Origin of the sequence: Acinetobacter sp. YH12049, assembly GCF_013419875.1 — a bacterium.
Lineage (GTDB): Bacteria > Pseudomonadota > Gammaproteobacteria > Pseudomonadales > Moraxellaceae > Acinetobacter > Acinetobacter amyesii.
Map to the genome: position 1 here is coordinate 37,190 of NZ_VOZH01000005.1, position 18,890 is coordinate 56,079.

Annotated in this window: 15 protein-coding genes and 1 pseudogene; 6 read left to right on the top strand and 10 right to left on the bottom strand. The window is 40.1% G+C overall.

The window, feature by feature from the left end; translation table 11 throughout:
- Nucleotides 1-81: 81 nt before the first annotated feature.
- Together FTU05_RS03095 and ppsA are read right to left on the bottom strand one after the other, a co-directional pair.
- Nucleotides 82-864, bottom strand: a complete 783-nt coding sequence (locus tag FTU05_RS03095) for an RDD family protein (protein ID WP_180105550.1) — start codon at nucleotides 862-864, stop codon at nucleotides 82-84.
- An 82-nt stretch (nucleotides 865-946) separates the two neighbouring features.
- Entirely contained in the window at nucleotides 947-3,325 is a 2,379-nt protein-coding gene (gene ppsA / locus FTU05_RS03100; RefSeq protein ID WP_180105549.1) for a phosphoenolpyruvate synthase, read from the bottom strand.
- Between the two features lie 153 nt (nucleotides 3,326-3,478).
- Here ppsA and FTU05_RS03105 point away from each other — a divergent pair, with 153 nt between their 5' ends.
- Complete coding sequence (locus FTU05_RS03105; RefSeq protein WP_078193964.1) at nucleotides 3,479-4,315, top strand: pyruvate, water dikinase regulatory protein; 837 nt, start codon at nucleotides 3,479-3,481, stop codon at nucleotides 4,313-4,315.
- 999 nt (nucleotides 4,316-5,314) lie between these two features.
- On the opposite strand, the gene FTU05_RS03110 is transcribed toward FTU05_RS03105, so the two are convergent.
- From FTU05_RS03110 to FTU05_RS03130, 5 genes are all read right to left on the bottom strand, one after another.
- The gene (locus FTU05_RS03110) at nucleotides 5,315-5,887 is read right to left on the bottom strand and encodes a flavoprotein (protein WP_180004943.1); all 573 of its coding nucleotides are present in this window, start codon (nucleotides 5,885-5,887) and stop codon (nucleotides 5,315-5,317) included.
- A gap of 259 nt (nucleotides 5,888-6,146) precedes the next feature.
- Entirely contained in the window at nucleotides 6,147-6,623 is a 477-nt protein-coding gene (yiaA, locus tag FTU05_RS03115; RefSeq protein ID WP_180023506.1) for an inner membrane protein YiaA, read from the bottom strand.
- A gap of 233 nt (nucleotides 6,624-6,856) precedes the next feature.
- Entirely contained in the window at nucleotides 6,857-7,864 is a 1,008-nt protein-coding gene (locus FTU05_RS03120) for an LLM class flavin-dependent oxidoreductase (RefSeq protein WP_180105548.1), read from the bottom strand.
- Nucleotides 7,865-8,043: 179 nt separating this feature from the next.
- Nucleotides 8,044-8,559: a hypothetical protein gene (locus FTU05_RS03125; RefSeq protein WP_180022018.1), complete on the bottom strand. Its 516-nt coding sequence runs from the start codon at nucleotides 8,557-8,559 to the stop codon at nucleotides 8,044-8,046.
- Between the two features lie 290 nt (nucleotides 8,560-8,849).
- A complete protein-coding gene (locus FTU05_RS03130) occupies nucleotides 8,850-9,278 on the bottom strand; it encodes a glycine zipper domain-containing protein (RefSeq protein WP_078193959.1) in 429 nt (142 codons plus the stop codon).
- A gap of 368 nt (nucleotides 9,279-9,646) precedes the next feature.
- On the opposite strand from FTU05_RS03130, the gene prfA reads away from it, so the two are divergent.
- Both prfA and prmC read left to right on the top strand, forming a co-directional pair.
- A complete protein-coding gene (gene prfA, locus FTU05_RS03135; RefSeq protein WP_078188570.1) occupies nucleotides 9,647-10,735 on the top strand; it encodes a peptide chain release factor 1 in 1,089 nt (362 codons plus the stop codon).
- Entirely contained in the window at nucleotides 10,735-11,553 is an 819-nt protein-coding gene (prmC, locus tag FTU05_RS03140; RefSeq protein ID WP_180026412.1) for a peptide chain release factor N(5)-glutamine methyltransferase, read from the top strand. The genes prfA and prmC overlap by 1 nt, the downstream gene beginning before the upstream one ends.
- 76 nt (nucleotides 11,554-11,629) lie before the next feature.
- Here the strand turns inward: prmC and FTU05_RS03145 are convergent, their stop codons facing one another.
- A complete protein-coding gene (locus tag FTU05_RS03145) occupies nucleotides 11,630-11,983 on the bottom strand; it encodes a hypothetical protein (protein ID WP_180026411.1) in 354 nt (117 codons plus the stop codon).
- A gap of 200 nt (nucleotides 11,984-12,183) precedes the next feature.
- A complete protein-coding gene (locus tag FTU05_RS03150; protein ID WP_180102499.1) occupies nucleotides 12,184-13,218 on the bottom strand; it encodes an AraC family transcriptional regulator in 1,035 nt (344 codons plus the stop codon).
- Nucleotides 13,219-13,359: 141 nt separating this feature from the next.
- Here FTU05_RS03150 and FTU05_RS03155 point away from each other — a divergent pair, with 141 nt between their 5' ends.
- The 3 genes from FTU05_RS03155 (at nucleotide 13,360) to FTU05_RS03165 (ending at nucleotide 17,527) form a co-directional block, all read left to right on the top strand.
- Nucleotides 13,360-14,130, top strand: coding sequence for a 3-hydroxyacyl-CoA dehydrogenase (locus tag FTU05_RS03155; RefSeq protein ID WP_180105547.1), 771 nt, complete (start codon nucleotides 13,360-13,362; stop codon nucleotides 14,128-14,130).
- Nucleotides 14,131-14,449: 319 nt separating this feature from the next.
- Complete coding sequence (locus FTU05_RS03160; protein ID WP_180105546.1) at nucleotides 14,450-15,586, top strand: acyl-CoA dehydrogenase family protein; 1,137 nt, start codon at nucleotides 14,450-14,452, stop codon at nucleotides 15,584-15,586.
- A 297-nt stretch (nucleotides 15,587-15,883) separates the two neighbouring features.
- Nucleotides 15,884-17,527: an AMP-binding protein gene (locus FTU05_RS03165; RefSeq protein ID WP_180105545.1), complete on the top strand. Its 1,644-nt coding sequence runs from the start codon at nucleotides 15,884-15,886 to the stop codon at nucleotides 17,525-17,527.
- A gap of 98 nt (nucleotides 17,528-17,625) precedes the next feature.
- On the opposite strand, the pseudogene FTU05_RS03170 reads toward FTU05_RS03165, so the two are convergent.
- Nucleotides 17,626-18,825: pseudogene (locus FTU05_RS03170) on the bottom strand (multidrug effflux MFS transporter).
- Between the last annotated feature and the right edge of the window lie 65 nt (nucleotides 18,826-18,890).

The window sequence follows — 18,890 nt, forward strand, 5'->3', positions numbered from 1 at the left end:
TTTTTTATCTAAATTTTATTTTAATTTCAATATAATGCACAAAAAAGGGATGAAAAAATCATCCCTGAATAAAAGTGAAAATTATTGGTTTATTACCTTGGTTTTTGCCAATTTGTCATGCAAGGTTTGACGCTTCTTGCCGAAAATGAAAACGGAATCGATGATTACGCTTAATGGCATTGATAAAAAGTTCAGGAAAATAAATAAAACACTGCGTAAAGTGAAGCCACGCATGAGGTTGACAGGTTGACTGGTTTCAGCATCTACAATTTTAATCTTGGTGATTTTTTTACCAATGCTTTGACCTGATTTAGCAATCAAATACGCTTGAATGAAAAGCATGATAAATAGGTAGGCAAACATTGCAATCCAAGCTTGGTTGGGAAACATTTCAACCATTTGTGTTTGTAATGCCTGTAAAACATTAGGGTCAGCATTTGGGGTCATCACAGCTTGCATAAACTGTTCATTTAGATTGGCAAATTGTGTCTTTTCACTTGGATTAAAAAATGCCGTTAAGATAAAAGTTGCCGGTATCCAAAGCAGTAAATCAACGATCTTAGCCAGGACACGTTTAGGAATACTTGCTAGGCTAGTTTGCTCTTGTACCGCTTGAGACTGTGCGTAGGTATTTGATGGTGTAGTTGTAGTTTGATTTGATTCGAATGCTGTTGGTGCAGTATATCCTGCAGGCATATAAACCAACTGACCTTGAGTGAGTTCACCCAAAGCTTTCCATTCGGTCATACCTTGGTGCCAAACCAAGTCCGTGAGTAACACTTGTTGGCTCGCGAGCATTTGGTTAAGTTGTTCTAAGGTGTAGGGACCAGCTTGTTGGTTATTTCGTGCCAAGTAAATCTGCATAAAACTAAAATCTCAAAAAACGTCTGTAAAAGTATAAATAAAAAAAAAGACCCACATGTGGGTCTTTTTTTAACACAGTTTATTAAGCTTGTTGAGCTTTTTCTTCAGAAAGGAAGAACCAAGTGTCTAATACTGAGTCTGGGTTAAGCGAAACAGACTCAATGCCTTGTTCCATTAACCATTTAGCTAGGTCAGGGTGATCTGAAGGACCTTGACCACAAATACCTACGTATTTGCCAGCTTTACGACAAGCATGGATTGCCATAGAAAGAAGTGCTTTAACAGCTGGATCACGTTCATCAAATAGGTGAGAAACGATACCAGAGTCACGGTCTAGACCGAGTGTTAACTGAGTTAAGTCGTTAGAACCGATAGAGAAACCGTCGAAGTGTTCAAGGAACTGTTCAGCCAATAATGCGTTAGTTGGAAGTTCACACATCATAATCACTTTAAGACCGTTTTCACCACGTTTAAGACCGTTAAGCGCTAACAATTCAATAACACGTTTCGCTTCAGCAACAGTACGTACGAAAGGAATCATGATTTGAATGTTCGTTAAGCCCATTTCGTCACGTGCTTTTTTCAGTGCGCGGCATTCAAGTTCGAAGCAGTCACGGAAATTGTCAGACACATAACGGCTTGCACCACGGAAGCCAAGCATTGGGTTTTCTTCTTCAGGTTCGTATAACTTACCACCGATTAAGTTTGCATATTCGTTTGACTTAAAGTCAGACATACGAACAATCACTGGTTTGTCAGCAAACGCTGCAGCAAGTGTAGAAATACCTTCAACTAGTTTTTCAACATAGAATTCGATAGGGGATGCATAACCCGCAGTACGTGACATTACAGCAGCACGAGTTTCACGTGGTAGGCTGTCAATGTTAAGCAATGCTTTAGGGTGTACACCGATCATACGGTTGATGATGAACTCAAGACGAGCAAGACCAACACCTTCGTTAGGAATTTGAGCAAAGTCAAATGCGCGGTCAGGGTTACCTACGTTCATCATGATTTTGAACGGAAGTTTAGGCATAGATTCGATAGAGTTGCGTTGGATTTCAAAGTCCAAAGAACCTTCGTAAATAAAGCCTGTGTCACCTTCAGCGCAAGACACAGTCACTTCTTGACCATCAGTTAATACTTCAGTTGCATTACCACAACCTACGATTGCAGGAACACCAAGTTCACGTGCAATAATCGCAGCGTGACAAGTACGACCACCACGGTTAGTGACAATCGCAGCAGCACGTTTCATTACTGGTTCCCAGTCTGGGTCAGTCATGTCAGATACAAGTACGTCGCCGTCTTGCACTTTGTCCATTTCTTTGATTGAAGTCACAATACGAACGCGACCAGAACCAATACGTTGACCGATTGAACGGCCTTCACAAACTACATTACCTTTTTGCTTAAGTAGGTAACGTTCCATGGTGCCAACGTTTTGGCGGCTCTTCACAGTTTCAGGACGTGCTTGAACGATATAGATTTGACCATCATCGCCATCTTTCGCCCATTCGATGTCCATTGCTGAACCATAGTGGTTTTCAATGATCAATGCTTGTTTAGCAAGTTCTTGAAGTTCGTGGTCATTTAAAGCGAATTGTTGACGATCTGCTTTTTCAACGTCTACAACAACCACTGACTTACCTGCAGCACCTTCTTCACCATAAATCATTTTTTGGTGTTTAGAACCAAGGTTACGACGTAATACAGCGTGTTTGCCTGCATTTAAAAGTGGTTTAGATACATAGAATTCGTCAGGGTTTACAGCACCTTGTACAACCATTTCACCCAAGCCATAAGAAGCTGTGATGAAAACTGCGTCGCGGAAACCAGATTCTGTATCTAGTGTAAACATTACACCAGCTGCACCTGTTTCAGAGCGAACCATGCGTTGAACACCTGCAGATAACGCAACGACGTCATGTGCGAAGTTTTGGTGTACACGGTAAGAAATTGCGCGGTCGTTATAAAGTGAAGCAAATACTTCTTTAATCGCAATAAGGACGTTGTCGATACCACGGATGTTCAAGAAAGTTTCTTGTTGGCCAGCAAATGAAGCATCTGGTAAGTCTTCTGCTGTTGCAGATGAGCGAACGGCAACCGCGATATCAGGGTTGCCGTTTGAAAGAGCTGTGAAAGCCTCACGAATTTCTGTTTCAAGTTCAGCTGTAAGCGGAGTGTCTACAATCCATTGACGGATTTTTGCACCAGTTTCAGCAAGTGCATTTACATCGTCAACATTGAGTGCAGCAAGTTCAGCGTTAATTTTAGCGTTTAGGCCACTTTGCTCGAGGAATTCACGATATGCTTGAGCTGTAGTAGCAAAACCACCAGGAACAGATACACCAGCATTTGCGAGATGGCTGATCATTTCACCTAATGATGAGTTTTTACCACCCACGAGTTCTACGTCGTGTTTCCCTAATTTTTCTAGACCAATTACGCGCGCTTCCAAAGTTGTTACTCCACTTTTGCAGTATTAATCACTATCTTGGCATGAAATTATAACAAATTACTTAGCATTCTAAATTTACTAAGTGACAGTCATGTAAGATGGTTTACTATAAAGATTATATAGCACTAAGACAAATTTTGGAGGAGAATTTTAATGTCAGAAGGTAAACAGATTCAGCGTAGTGTTTTCTTTGTTTCGGATGGGACAGCGATTACCGCAGAAACGCTTGGTCATTCACTGTTAGCCCAGTTCCCTCATGTAGATTTTGACATTCATATTATTCCATATATTACCTCTGAAGAAGCTGCTACAAATGTGGTTGCAGAGATCAATCTTAGAGCGCAGCAAGACGGTCAAAAGCCTTTGGTGTTTGATACCCTTGTAGACCCGTATGTACGTGACATTATTAATACTGCAAATGCGATAAATCTTGATGTTTTTGAAGGGCTTATTAGTAAACTGTCTGACGAGTTAGGTACTGCGCCTACGACTTTAGTCGGTCAAACCCATGCAGTAACAGATTCTGAGTCTTATAAAGCACGTATTGATGCGGTGCATTTTGCTTTAGATAACGATGATGGGGCACGTACTCGTCATTATGATAAAGCCGACTTAATTTTAATCGGGGTATCACGTTCGGGTAAAACACCAACTTCCATCTATCTCTCTTTGCAATTTGGTATTCGTGTAGCGAACTATCCGTTGACAGAAGAAGACTTGGATGACAACCGTTTACCTGCAGTTTTACGTGAGCATAAACATAAGTTATTTGGCTTGATGATTGATGCAGAGCGCCTTGTAGCAATTCGTTCAGAACGTAAGGCCAATAGCCGTTATGCAAGTTTTAGTCAGTGCCAGATGGAATTACGTGCGATTGAAGGTATTTATATTTCAGAAGGAATTAAATACTTAAACGTGTCGGAAATGTCGATTGAAGAAATTTCAACACGTGTTTTACAAATGACAGGACTGAAACGTCGCATTGGTTAAGTGTAAATTGAGCCACTTCGGTGGCTCTTTTAATGATAATAAATTACTGTATAAATTATATAAAAATAGTATTAATTTTTGACTTGTCATACTTTTAATGAATGATAAATATTTAAAATATTGATGAAAATTTTTCTCAACATTTAGACTTAAAATTTAAGCAAATTCTGTATTCAAATGTGTACCAATTTGATGAATTTTTTTAGCTGAAAATTTATAAAATATGGCCTAATTGACAGCTTGAATCTTTTAAAATAATCCGTGCTGTGCTGTATTTTTAGCTATGAATTAAGCCTGAATAATCTACTTGATAAGAGTGGTGTATATACCTGATTTAGCACATACAGTTTAATATTTGATCAAGTTTTCAAAAATAGCTTGTTTAAATGCAAAAAAAATAGGCAAAAAATAGAATAAAAAATAATCAAACAGTTGCTTTTAGGTGTTAAATCTCAAGAAATGGCATCATTTATTTAATTGATGTGGTTGAAAAATAGTCAAATTAATAACATTCAGGCTTTAAAAGCTGATATGAAGTGATATTAAAATTGGATTTTTAGCAGTTATTTCCCTATTGAATATAGATTAGAACATAAGTAAATGTCGGCTGAATATGAGCATCGGTATAAATTTTCCAACTTATAGTTAGGGATTAAAAGAGTGGTGTAAGACCAGATTAAGCGACTGAAAAATTATTGGTTTGAAATAAATTTTTTATGAAGAATTGATCATAACTATTCAAAATTGCACGTCTATAAACTCGCTGTAGCTGATGGTGTAGGTCGGAGGCATGATTTAAGTCTGAGAGCTGAAAAGCATGTAGCACAATTAAAGCTATTTTCATTTATGGATTTTTAAGAATCCTTAGCCTTATCGAATGAAAGTATCCAATATAGTAGGGGAGCTACCAAAAGCCGCCAGAGATGGCTTTTGGTGTTGTGAGTTTTGATCAATCGGATAAATTCTAGTAATTGTCATGTGAAAATAATTGCAATGTAATTACTTTTCTTTAGGCTGGTTAGATTCGCTGCGCACAATGACATCACACTCAAACGTATGCTCATCTAAAGCCGTGATTGAATTACTCTGAATTTTTGCAATAGGCCAAGTGTTTAAGATGCAGTTGGGCTGCTGTAATGCTGCATAATAATGATCCGATTTTAGGAAGGTTTTGTTCTGAATTGCGGTATTTGGACTGAGTAAATGTCTTAACCAATGGTTCGGCACTTGATCTTCTAAAAAGCGAATCGCCAAAATACTCTTAATACGATTGCTAAATAAACGTCGATTTTTTGCAATCAGTGGATGTTGAATTAATTTATTCAATAGACGTTCAGTACGCGGTAAAACAAATTGCGGTTTGATTTGATAGACCATGATGTTATCTGCAACCTGACATAGATGATGTAGTTCAGAGACCACATGCTGATCTATCCCAATAATTGCGATTTTTTGATTCTTAAAATCATAATCTTTGATCTGTTCTGAACTGATGATCGTTCCACGAAAGTGTTCAAAATCCTCTAGATGATTATTAAAAATATGGTGGGTTGCATCCTGCTTGTTGGCCATATTTATTCCTTGTCTTTTGTTTTTTTAGTTGAGTCTTAGATAGGAATATATTCTGTGATGGGCCAGTCGGGGTAAAGCGTTTTTTCAGTCTGATGAGTCATACAATTTGTCTAGAATTGATTTGCTTGGCCCTTGTCATTTATACATTTCTAGGAGTGAACTGATTTTTTTATGCGTTGAAGTTCATCTTTCGCTCAAGCAGGTCGAAATAATGAGCGACCTGCATGAACAGCTTTTGAGATCTATAATTTTGTGAGTTTTAAAGTGGTTCATCATCTGATGAGTTATAGTCAAGCTGACTCGTGGTTGAATGTTTAAGTTCGGGTTGGTCGGTATGGGTACGTAAATAGTCCATATCACGAATATTTTTTTGTACAGCAACTGCACCAAACAGACTCATTAGGAAAGCCATCATGTAAAAACCTTTTTCACTTAATGCCAGTTCAGCATTCCATAGACCAATGGCAAGAAGTACGAGGCAAATAATGACGGATACCCAGCACAGTCCAAAGTAGATTGCAGTGACATGCATTCCTTCTAAACGGTCACGAATGATTTTTTGTAGTGAAACCGATGAAAATAATCCATAAAGCAATAAAATGAGATAAAAGCCTTTTTCATTCAACATCATATTTGCATTGAATAAACCTATGCAAAACACTACAGCGCCTAAGATCAGTGCACACCAACTTGCTGCGATAAATGCGGGTGTGGGTTTATTAATATATTGGCTCATCTGCTTATTTTTCTCTTTGTTTTGCTTATGTTTAATATTTATACAGCAATAAAAATGAGTAAAGCAATTATTTCGTTGAGGCAATGATGGTTTTTAAGTACAGGTTTGGTCGTTGTTAGCCGAAACCATATTATCTGTTGACTGCTATCCGTCTAAAGAGCCACAAAAAATGTAGTCACAATTCTACCTTTAGACGGATTAAACGCTTGGATTAGATCATTAAGTTTAGAGTCTTAAGCGAGATCATTTTTGATTTGCATTAAACGTTCGAAGTTTGCAATGCGCTTATCGGTATCGTAAATGTCGCAGGTGAAAATAAATTCATCAACGTCATATTTGGTGAGTAGGTTTTCTAAACCTGCTCGAACGGTTGCATTTGAACCGACTTGTCCCATAGCGTAGAAATTGTCGACAGACATCTTTTCTGCAGCAGACCATAAGCCTTGCATACTGTCGACTGGAGCTTTGAGTTTTAAACTTTGACCACGCATTAAACCTAAAACCCGTTGATAAGCACTCGTTGCTAGATATTCTGCTTCTTCATCTGTTTCAGCAACAACCGTTGGTACGCCCATAGAAACATAAGGTTGATCTAAATATTCGGATGCTTGGAAAGTCTCACGATAGAGCTGAATCGCTTGTCCAAGCATGCGTGGTGCGAAATGAGAAGCAAAAGAATAGGGTAGACCTAAACGTGCAGCGAGTTGTGCACTGAATAGACTTGAACCTAGAAGCCATACAGGAACATGTGTATTTTGTCCCGGTGTGGCAATGATGCGCTGGTGAGGTTCAGGTGCTTTGAAGTATTGTAAAATCTCAAGAACATCTTGTGGAAATTGATCTTCGGTTTCCTGACGGCCACGGCGTAATGCGCGCATGGTGGTTTGGTCAGTACCTGGTGCGCGACCTAAGCCGAGTTCAATACGTCCAGGATATAACGTTTCAAGTGTGCCAAATTGTTCAGCGACAACTAAAGGCGCATGGTTGGGCAACATAATCCCGCCTGAACCGAGCTTGATGGATTGTGTATTTGCTAAGAGATAACCGAGTAAAACCGCAGTTGCAGAACTTGCGATGCCGTCCATATTGTGGTGTTCGGCTAACCATAGACGGTCATAGCCAAGTTGTTCTGCTTTCTGTGCTAACTGGAGTGCATGTTTGAGCGAAAATTCGATGGTTTTATCATCTCGAACAGGTGCGAGTTCAAGTATTGAAAATTTTGTATCGGCTAGAGTACGCATGTTTTCTCTCAGAGATCTTTATATCGAAATAATACGATATAAAAAGCTGAATGTATATCGAATAAATTCGATATGGTTGTGGGGCGGTGTAAAAAGACAACTTTAGATATATCTAAACTTTTTTTATATACAAAAAAAGCACCCGAAGGTGCTGATTTTTTTCCATTGAAATATATCGATTAACGTTTACCGTTTTTGTACCAACCTAAGTGACGACCATTGTCTCCACGGTAGCCTCGGTCGTTGTAGCTGTAATTATTGGTACGATAGCCACGGTTGTTATAACGACGGTCATAGCGATCATCATAACGGTCATTATAGCGACGGTCTTCAGACACTTTTTTACCTAGTGCAGAACCACCAGCTGAACCAAGTGCAGCACCGATATAACCACCGTTTGTGCCGCCCATGTTTTTACCTACGGTATAACCACCTGCGCCACCAAGTGCACCACCGATGATGGCACCATTACGGTCACGTTTGTTTGCCGATGCTGCTGCACCTGCACCGCCACCAATTGCTGAACCAATCATTGCGCCAGTTTGGCCGCCAACTTGGTTACCGATTGCTGCACCAACAACACCACCTAAAGCAGATGTTAATGCAGTATTGGTGCTATTACCTGCATGTGTTGCAGTCATGGTAAGCGCTGAAGCGGCAATTGCTGCACTGAATAGAATTTTATTAATTTTCATTTTTAAACTCCTTACGAAGCATGATGTTTATCTGTTGATATCAATATATGAAAACACATAGCGAATATTTGGAGCGTGATGTGAAATAAAATACGTGTTCCGTTGCTGCAATGTAAATTTTGCACTTTATTTCTACATGATTGATTACATGGATAGAGTGGATCAACTCTACATATTTGAGGTGCAATAAATAAAGTTGTACTTATCATTTGAAAAAAGGCGATATATAAAAAAAGCACCCGAAGGTGCTCTTTTCACTGTCCAATAAGTTTGGACTCACTAATTTTGAATTAGTGACGACGACGGTAACGTTTTTTGTATTTACGTTCTTGGTGTTTGTCGTAGGCTTTATCTTTAGAAATTTTGTTACCTAAAGCAGCACCACCAGCAGCACCAAGTGCAGAACCGATGTAACCACCGTTTGTACCGCCCATGCTTTTACCAACGGTATAACCTGTACCGCCACCTAAAGCACCACCGATTGCAGATTCTGTACGGTTTCGTTTATTACTTGCTACCGCAGCACCACCAGCACCACCAAGAGCAGCACCAATTGTAGCGCCGGTATTACCGCCCATGTTTTTACCAATTGCAGTACCTGCAACACTACCTAATGCACTAGCTGCAGCAACGCGTGTTGTACTATCTGCATTTGCAGACACAGTGAACATAGAAGCAGTTGCTAGAGTGGCTGTCATTAAAAGAGTATTCAGTTTCATAGTTCACTCCATGTCCTTCATAAACGCGAGGACTTTTTCATAATCATTTCGATGGCAGTAAATGTAACAAAACTATTCGCTATAAATATGGAGAGCTTTCACTTTATTTAGTGATTTGAGTGTCTAGTTTGTATAAGTTTTATTAATATTGTGAAAAAAACGGTCGAATGCAGAAAATCTGTACGACTTTGTGGAGAAAGGTAGGAGTGATGAATTTCACATTTTGATATTTAGGCTCATCGATAGGCCAAAAAACAATAAATATGTCATTTCAGACCCATTATCGGTACACTAGCGCCATTATTTTGAATTTTGGCATATCCGTGAAAGTTTAGCGGTAGAGCCTGTGTATTGAGATTTTTTGAAAAATGAAAGAATCGTTACGTTTACGATTAGATCAGCTCTCTGACCGTCACGAAGAATTAAATGCATTACTCGCAGATGTAGAAGTCATTTCAGACAACAAACGTTTCCGTCAGTTGTCACGTGAGCATAGTGATTTATCTGAAATCACTGAAGTTTGGAAAAAATACCGTCAAGCTGAAGAAGATATTGAGACTGCTGAAGTAATGATGACGGATCCAGATTTTAAAGAGATGGCCGTTGAGGAAATCAAAGAAAATAAAGCTTTGATCGGTCAGCTTGAAGCAGACTTAAACATTCTGATGATTCCAAAAGATCCGAATGATGCGAACTCTGCTTATTTAGAAATCCGTGCCGGAACAGGTGGTGACGAAGCTGCAATTTTCTCGGGTGACTTGTATCGCATGTACAGTAAATATGCTGAATCACAAGGTTGGCGTATTGAAGTGTTGTCTGAAAATGACGGCGAACACGGCGGTTATAAAGAAGTGATTTGCCTCATCAATGGTGAAGGCGTATATGGTCGTTTGAAATTTGAAAGTGGTGCACATCGTGTACAGCGTGTTCCTGCAACAGAGTCACAAGGTCGTGTTCATACTTCGGCATGTACTGTTGCGATTTTGCCGGAAATTGATGTAGACACAAGTGTTGAAATTAATCCTTCAGAATTACGTATTGATACCTATCGTGCCTCTGGTGCAGGTGGTCAGCACATTAACAAAACTGACTCCGCGGTGCGTATTACCCATATACCAACGGGTACAGTTGTAGAATGTCAGGACGAACGTTCACAACATAAAAACAAAGCCAAAGCGATGGCGCTGTTGGTTTCTCGTTTAGAAAATGCCAAACGCGCAGCAGCAGATGCCGCGACATCTGAAATGCGTCGTGACTTGGTGGGTTCTGGTGACCGTTCTGAGCGTATTCGTACCTATAACTATCCACAAGGTCGCATGACTGATCATCGTATTAACCTAACACTGTATAAGTTAGATGCAGTGATGGAAGGCGATTTGACTGAATTGCTTGATAGTTTGCATCGTGAATATCAAGCCGATCAGTTGGCGTTATTAGCGCAGCAGAATGGTGGCTAATGAATATTGCACAGGCTTTGGCCTATCGTGGTGAACCTGAAAGTTATGAACGTCAGGAAAATGCGTGGTTGTTAGAGCACATCACCAAGATTGATTCTTTTGATTTAATCATGAAAAAGGATCAAGAATTGACGGCAGAACAAGAACAACTCTATGTCGACAGTCTTGCTCGTATTGCAGCAGGTGAGCCTTTGGCTTATGTCACAGGTTCTCAGCCATTTTGGACGCTAGACTTAAAAGTGACTAAAGATACTTTGGTTCCACGTCCTGATACGGAAGTACTTGTTGAAACTGTACTGCGTTTAGAACTTCCTGAAGATGCTCGTGTGGTCGATTTAGGAACAGGAACTGGTGCTGTAGCCTTGTCATTAGCCAGTGAACGTCCAGATTGGTCAATTGTAGCTTCGGATATTTACGAACCTACCTTGGAAGTTGCTGAGTTTAATGCCAAAAAGCATGATCTTGAACATGTGCAGTTTGTCTTAGGTTCTTGGTTGAAACCCTTTGGTCGTGCTTTCTTTGATGTAATTGTGTCAAATCCGCCGTATATCGATGCTGATGATGTACACATGAAAGATTTGGCGACAGAGCCTGAACGTGCTTTGGTTGCGGACAATCATGGGCTTGCAGATATTGAGCAAATCATTCTTCAAGCCAAAAAACATTTAACCGTGAATGGGTGGGTGGTGCTTGAACATGGCTATGACCAAGGTGAAGCAGTCAGACATTTGTTCTTACGAGTTGGATATCGAAATGTTCGGACTGTAAAAGATTATGGTGGAAATGACCGTGTCAGCTTAGGTCAGTGGCAACATTGATTTGGTATTAGAGATAGTCAAAAATAAAGCGCATTGAATGCGCTTTATTTTTTTGTTTTTGATATTCGATCAATACTTACATTGGGTAGTCTTGTAAGCTATCGAAAACTTCAACTTGTTCTAAAGCTGATGTTTCTACTGCAAGACAGTAAGCAATAATTTTTGCAGTTGCATTGACTAAATTTTCATCTTTTAGATTCGCACCTGCTTGAATTGCTTCAATGTCATCCGCTTGGATATCCAGTGCATGAGCAACTTCAACTGCATTTTCAGTGCTAAAAAATTGTGAAATCAAATTTTGCAAATCGATATCTGCAACAGTTTTAAGCTGTTCGTGAAACAGTTCATCAATTGCGTCAATCTGAGTGAAAAGAGAATCTGAAAAGTTTTGAACAAGTTGTTGTTCAAGAACATCAATCATCTTAAGCATAGGAAAGCCTTTCAAGGAGATGCAGGAGAATTGGAAAATAAATAAGCAAAGTGCTTTAAATTGAGTGAAAAATAACCTAATTAGACTAAAGTAGCAATCGTTCAAGGATGAATGGTCAGTCTATTTATTGAATATTTTTAAGTTATTGATTTTCTATTAATTAGATGAATATTCAATTTATAAATAGCGAATATCAAATTTTAGGCCTTGAATTCAGGCGCATTATTTTGTCGATACGCACCGGGACTGACGCCTGTCCATTTTTTAAATGCCCGATGAAAAGCACTCGGATCATGAAAATTTAGTTCTTCACTGATATCTTGCAAACTTTTATCGGTATGGGTTAAAAAATCGATGGCAGTATCACGTCGGATATCATTTTTGAGTTGTTGATAACTCACACCTTCACTTTTAAGACGGCGATGCATGGTGGCTTCCGACATATTCATTTTGACTGCCAACTCATAAAACTCTAACCATTCAGCAGGAGAAACGTCTAACAGTTGTTTACGAATTTGGCTGCTGAGTGCATATGGGTTTTTAAAGCGTACCAAGAGGTTTTCAGGTGTTTGTTGTAGGAATTGATACCACGAACGTGTATCTTGTTTGATTGGCAGGGTTAGGTAACTGGCATCTAGCTGAATATAGTTTTGACTGGCTTGGTAATGAATATTTTCACAAAAGCGAACTTTATAGTCGTGATCATCAAGCGGCGCATCACATTTGAATTGGATTTGGTTTAATAAAATCCGTTGTCCACTTAGCCAGCACAGTAGCGTGTGGATGAGCATCAAATATGTTGCATAGCTGAACATGCGTTTAGGCGCTTGTTGGTCATAGATCACGATATAAGCAAAGTGATCTTCAATGGTTAAATCACTATGCAAGTCATCTAAAACCAGATTTAAAAATTGTAGGATTTGCTTAAGTGCATCCCCCAAGGTGCTGTTGTGCATGACCATTTTCGAAAGTAGTTTAAAACTACCACGTCGCATGGCATGCCGATCCATGCCAAAAAATTCATCATCCATCACATCTGCAAGATGAGTCCATAAAGCCGCATATTGAGAAACAGAAACTCTGGTTTTACGCGATAGCAGTAACTCAGAGGGAATACCCGCCTTTTGTAAAATAGCAGAAATATCAAAGTGCTTTTGTTGCGCATCGTGTAATGCTTCATGCACCAAGTCGATAGAAATCGTCCCTTTACTGTATTCGAGTCCATGCTTCGGCATATGTGCGGATAGGTCCTTGTTCAGAATTGTCCAAATACATCAGAAAAGATGCAACATTTGGAAATTGTACTGAATAAATTCTCTGTTTACTCTGCATCTTAAGTCGAATTTAAAACAAGACATCGTAAATAGGGAAATGCTATGGACATTAAAGGAAAAGTTTTTGTTGTGACAGGTGGTGCATCAGGACTAGGCGCTGCGACAGCAACACATCTGATTGGCCTGGGTGCAAAAGTGATTATCGTGGATATGAATCATGAGCATGGCGAAGCGATGCAACGTCAACTGGGTGATCCTGCGAAATTTGTTCAATTGGATGTTACCGATGAACAAGCGGTCGGCGCTTTCTTTGCACAAGTTGAAGCGGAATTTGGTCAACTTAATGGCTTAGTGAACTGCGCAGGTATCGCACCCTCTGCAAAAGTTTTAGGTCGTGACGGATTACATGATTTGGCGATGTTCCAAAAAGTATTAAATATTAATGTTTCAGGCACATTCAATATGCTGCGCTATGCGGCACAACTGATTGCTAAATATGAATTAAAAGCGGGTGAAGAAGAGCGTGGCGTGATTGTGAATACGGCGTCGGTTGCGGCTTTCGATGGTCAAATTGGTCAGTCGGCTTATGCAGCATCTAAAGGGGCAGTGGTTGCAATGACATTACCTCTTGCACGTGAGCTTGCACGTGAATCAATCCGTGTGATGACCATTGCTCCGGGTATTATGGAAACGCCAATGCTCAAAGGCTTAGCACAAAATGTACAAGATGCTTTGGGGCAAATGGTGCCTTTCCCACCACGTTTAGCAAAACCACAAGAGTTTGCAAAATTAGTGACGCATATTTTTGAAAATGCCTATCTCAATGGCGAAGTGATTCGTCTTGATGGCGCGATTCGTATGCAGCCTAAATAGTTATTTATTAAAACTGCTTATTCTGGCTTCTACGACGGAGTCTGATCGAGAATAACTTCGTTGACAGTAGCTCATCTCGTTACTTTTGTTTCGGCAAAAGTAACCAAAACCATAGTCATTTGTAAAACTCGTCATCAAGTATTTATTGATTTACAGATTACACAAACATTAGAGATTAATGGCGTCCTGCCTCAGACAGTTGCAAATGACGTCGTCGTGTATCCAACTTTGCTTTAATACAGTCAAAGAATTTTTAATTCCGCAGTTATCCAAAATTTAAAGCTATACGCGCTATAAAAGATTTAGAAAAGGAAGTCTCATGATTTTAAATGATGAACAAAAAATGGTTCAGGACATGATGCGAAGCTATTCGCAAGAAAAACTGAAACCGACGGCTGCAGAGCGTGATAAAACGGCAGCATTTCCTGCACAAGAGCTAAAGGAACTTGGTGAGCTGGGTGCTTTAGGCATGACGGTTTCGGATGAATGGGGTGGTGCTGGTTTAGACTACGTGTCTTTGGTTGTTGCCTTAGAAGAAATTGCTGCTGGCGATGGTGCGATTTCCACAATTGTTAGCGTACAAAACTCACTGCCATGTGGCATTACACAGCGTTATGGTACAGAAGCACAAAAAGAAAAATACTTAAAAAAATTAGCCACTGGCGAATGGTTAGGTTGTTTTTGCCTAACAGAACCACAAGTGGGTTCAGATGCGAGTGCATTGGAATGTAAAGCGGAGCGTGATGGTGACGAGTGGGTGTTAAATGGCACCAAGCAATTTATTACCACAGGAAAACATGCCCAAGTAGCCTTAGTTTTTGCGGTAACGGACAAGTCTGCAGGTAAAAAAGGGATTTCGTGCTTTTTAGTACCAACGGATGCGCCGGGTTATATCGTATCGCGATTAGAAGACAAAATGGGTCAGCATTGTTCCGATACAGCAACTATTGTTTTAGATCACTGTCGTATTCCTGCAGACAGTCTTTTAGGCCAAGAGGGTGAAGGCTATAAAATTGCCTTATCAAACCTAGAGTCAGGTCGAATTGGTATTGCTGCGCAGTCTGTGGGTATGGCACGAGCAGCATTAGATGCGGCTGTTGAATATGCCAATGAACGCAAGGCATTTGGGGTGGAGATTGTACAGCATCAGGCCGTGGCATTTCGCCTAGCAGATATGGCCACCCAAATTGAGGCAGCACGTCAATTAATCTTCCATGCAGCGACGTTAAAAGATGCCGGTTTTCCATGCTTAAAAGAAGCCTCAATGGCGAAACTTTTTGCATCGACGATGGCTGAACGGGTGTGTTCAGATGCCATTCAAATCCATGGGGGCTATGGTTATGTATCTGATTTTCCAGTAGAACGAATTTATCGTGATGTGCGTGTCAGTCAAATCTATGAAGGTGCATCGGACATTCAACGTCTGGTGATAGCACGTGAAGTAACCAAAGGATAGGTGATTAAAAAATAGACTTTGGTCGATGTTCAAACCCTGCAATGGCGTTGATGGTTATGGAAATTGCAGGGGACATCCAAACATGGTTATTTAGGTATACACAGTCTAAGAATAGATTGTTTAACAAAGTATAAGTTTCAAAACTAAAAAACCGACATTGCAATCGGTGTATGGAATAGCAGTAAAGGCGGATGTGGCAAAGGAATCGTCACTAGTACGCAGCGGTACAACAACAAGATGAATAAACCTCAAAGTCTTGCACTTTGAATCATAGAGAACAGGATAGGAATTGTCGTCATGAAGACACTAGAACAAGCATATCGTGATTTTAATTTTGAAAAGATGGTTACAGAACAATTGGTCGGTACGCCAAGTTCAATCAATGCTTATGATGAATGTTGTGGGCGCTATGTTGGGCAAAATCGAACTGCGCTGATCTGGGAAGGTAAAAATGGTGAATCTGAGCAATGGACTTTTGAGCAATTAGATTTAGCTTCTGCACAATTGGCAAATTATTATCAGCGCATTGGATTGAAAGCAGGTGATTGCATTGCAGGTCTTTTACCTCGCACAGCAGAGTTGTTGATCACCGTATTGGCAACATGGCGTATAGGGGCAATTTATCAACCGTTGTTTACTGCATTTGAGTCCAAAGCGATTGAACATCGAGTGCAAACTGCGGGAACAAAGCTGATTGTAACCAACACTGAGCAACGATCAAAACTCAATCATATTGATTTACCACATATTTTAACCGTACATGCCGATCAAGCAATTCAGACAGATCCTGACTTTTGGTCAGAGCTGCAACTGCATGACACCACATTTAACTCAGTACCGCGTTCATTTGATGATGAATTTTTAATGATGTTTACCTCAGGAACGACCGGTTTAGCCAAGTCTGTACCTGTGCCGCACAAAGCGTTGTTGGCATTTAAAGGGTATATGACACATGCGGTTGATTTGCGTGATGAAGATTCATTTTGGAATTTGGCAGATCCGGGCTGGGCTTATGGTTTGTACTATGGAATTGCAGGGCCTTTAAGTTTAGGGCACAGCATTATTATGGATGAACGGGCTTTTAGTGTTGATCATGCACTTCAAGTCATCAAAAAATATAAAGTCAGCAATTTGACCGGTTCACCAACGGCTTTTCGTATGTTCTTTGGGTTTAAAGAAAAATTTGATGAATCCATAAAATCACATTTACGGGTTGTGAGTAGCGCAGGAGAGCCACTAACTCCCGAAGTGATTCAATGGTTTAATCACGATTTAAACGTCAATATTTATGACCAATATGGGCAAACAGAACTCGGTATGGTGATTGCAAATCATCATGCTTTAGAACACTACAAAAAAGTGGGTTCAGCCGGTTTTGCTATACCGGGACATCGCTTTGCGGTGCTTGATAAAGACCACCAAGAAATTGAACGTGGTGGGATTGGAACATTGGCATTAGACTGGTCGCAATCTCCACTCATGTGGTTCACGGGCTATGGCGGCAATAACCGTAAAGCCTTTGTCGGGAACTACTATTTAACTGGTGATACTGTTCGTTTAAATGAAGAAGGCGGTATTGATTTTGTAGGGCGTGCTGACGATGTCATTACAACGTCAGGCTATCGTGTAGGACCTTTCGATGTGGAAAGCACATTATTAGAGTGTGAAGAAGTTTTAGAATCGGCAGTTGTTGGTAAGCCTGATCCTGAGCGTACAGAATTGGTCAAAGCTTTTGTGGTATTGAAACCACAATATGAAGCTAGTTCTGAACTCATGGATAAGCTACAAGCTTATGTACGTTCTCGTTTATCCAAGCATGCTTATCCAAAAGAAATTGAATTTGTTGATGGGTTGCCTAAAACATCGAGTGGAAAAATCCAACGTAATCTGTTGAAGCAACAAGAAGTGGCCAAAGCGCAATGTATGCAAAAGGTCAGTTAAGTTTGGGCTGAGTTGAATTAAAGGAAAGGCTGCGTACATGCAGCCTTTTCTATTTGCTTATCTGAAGTTGGATAATAATTATTTTTGATTTGGCAATTTTAATGCTGAGACATCGGTAAATGTTTTGGAAAGCTCATGAGGCAAAGCAGTGCAGAAATAAGTGCACAAGCAAACATGATTGTGACTAAACCTAAGCCGCCAAAACTACTAAATTTACCGGTTAAAGTTGTAATGATCGCACCAAAGCCAAATTGTAAGGCACCTAATAATGCAGATGCTGTAACAGCATTTTTATGCTGAAACATAAGAGCCAACTGGCTGCCGGTAGGCATAATGAAACCTAAAAGTGCAACGGCAATGAATAGTGCGCTACAGAAGAATATTAGATTTGAATAGCCTAAGCATTGTGCAAGGAGCAATACAGCCATAATGAGTAAGAAACTGCTGTTCATGATTTTATAGGCATTCAGTGGGCCAAATTTTTCATGCACTTTAGGATTAAAGATTGCCGCAGCAATTAAACCAAATGCATTGAATGCAAAGAGCAGGCTAAATTGGGTAGAACTCAACTGATACTCACTGATAAATACACTGGCTGAACCAGCGATATAGGCAAAGAAGCCAGCTTGTGCAATACACAGTGTGAGTGAGTAAATGATGAACTTACGATCCCTGATAATTTGCCCATATAATTTGATGGTTTGTGAGAGCTTGAATTGTTGGCGCAATTCCACTTGACGTGTTTCGGGGAGCGGCACTGCAACGGCTGCCAATACAATCGCGGCATATACGGCTAAAAAAATAAAAATATTTCGCCATGAACCTAAAGCCTGTAAGCCATCGCCAACTAAAGGTGCTGCCACCGGTGATAGGCCTAATATCGCCAAAACCATAGACATCATTTTGCCCATTGCTGGGCCTTGAAACTAATCTTTGATGATGGCAAAAGCAATCACCATCCCAATTGAACCACCTAAACCCTGAATAAAGCGAATCCATTGTAATTGTTCAACGCTTTGTGCAAATGCGCAGCCGATCGAGCCTAAAATATAAATCCCTAAACCTAAGTAAATGAGCGGTTTACGGCCAAATTTATCCGATAGTGGGCCGTACATCAGCTGGCCGAGCATTAAACCCACAAAAAATGTCATCAAACTCAGTTGGATCGCACCTTCGCTACTCCCTAAAGATGTTGCCATAGCGGGAATGCTTGGTAGGTACATATCAATACCTATCGGGCCGATGGTTGCGAGTAATGCAATGAGTATGGGCATTGCACGTGTATTTGATGCTGTCATAATGTGGTCGGATCTTGTGAAAAGCGGCGCATTATGAAACCTATTGGTTTCCTAAGTCAAGGAGA

Excerpts from the sequence above, each read along its gene's own strand:
- FTU05_RS03125 (WP_180022018.1), bottom strand. The coding sequence starts at position 8,559 with ATGAAAATTAATAAAATTCTATTCAGTGCAGCAATTGCCGCTTCAGCG.
- FTU05_RS03105 (WP_078193964.1), top strand. The coding sequence starts at position 3,479 with ATGTCAGAAGGTAAACAGATTCAGCGTAGTGTTTTCTTTGTTTCGGAT.
- FTU05_RS03095 (WP_180105550.1), bottom strand. The coding sequence starts at position 864 with ATGCAGATTTACTTGGCACGAAATAACCAACAAGCTGGTCCCTACACC.
- yiaA (WP_180023506.1), bottom strand. The coding sequence starts at position 6,623 with ATGAGCCAATATATTAATAAACCCACACCCGCATTTATCGCAGCAAGT.
- prmC (WP_180026412.1), top strand. The coding sequence starts at position 10,735 with ATGAATATTGCACAGGCTTTGGCCTATCGTGGTGAACCTGAAAGTTAT.
- FTU05_RS03160 (WP_180105546.1), top strand. The coding sequence starts at position 14,450 with ATGATTTTAAATGATGAACAAAAAATGGTTCAGGACATGATGCGAAGC.
- FTU05_RS03130 (WP_078193959.1), bottom strand. The coding sequence starts at position 9,278 with ATGAAACTGAATACTCTTTTAATGACAGCCACTCTAGCAACTGCTTCT.
- FTU05_RS03155 (WP_180105547.1), top strand. The coding sequence starts at position 13,360 with ATGGACATTAAAGGAAAAGTTTTTGTTGTGACAGGTGGTGCATCAGGA.
- FTU05_RS03165 (WP_180105545.1), top strand. The coding sequence starts at position 15,884 with ATGAAGACACTAGAACAAGCATATCGTGATTTTAATTTTGAAAAGATG.
- FTU05_RS03110 (WP_180004943.1), bottom strand. The coding sequence starts at position 5,887 with ATGGCCAACAAGCAGGATGCAACCCACCATATTTTTAATAATCATCTA.
- FTU05_RS03150 (WP_180102499.1), bottom strand. The coding sequence starts at position 13,218 with ATGCCGAAGCATGGACTCGAATACAGTAAAGGGACGATTTCTATCGAC.
- FTU05_RS03145 (WP_180026411.1), bottom strand. The coding sequence starts at position 11,983 with ATGCTTAAGATGATTGATGTTCTTGAACAACAACTTGTTCAAAACTTT.
- prfA (WP_078188570.1), top strand. The coding sequence starts at position 9,647 with ATGAAAGAATCGTTACGTTTACGATTAGATCAGCTCTCTGACCGTCAC.
- FTU05_RS03120 (WP_180105548.1), bottom strand. The coding sequence starts at position 7,864 with ATGCGTACTCTAGCCGATACAAAATTTTCAATACTTGAACTCGCACCT.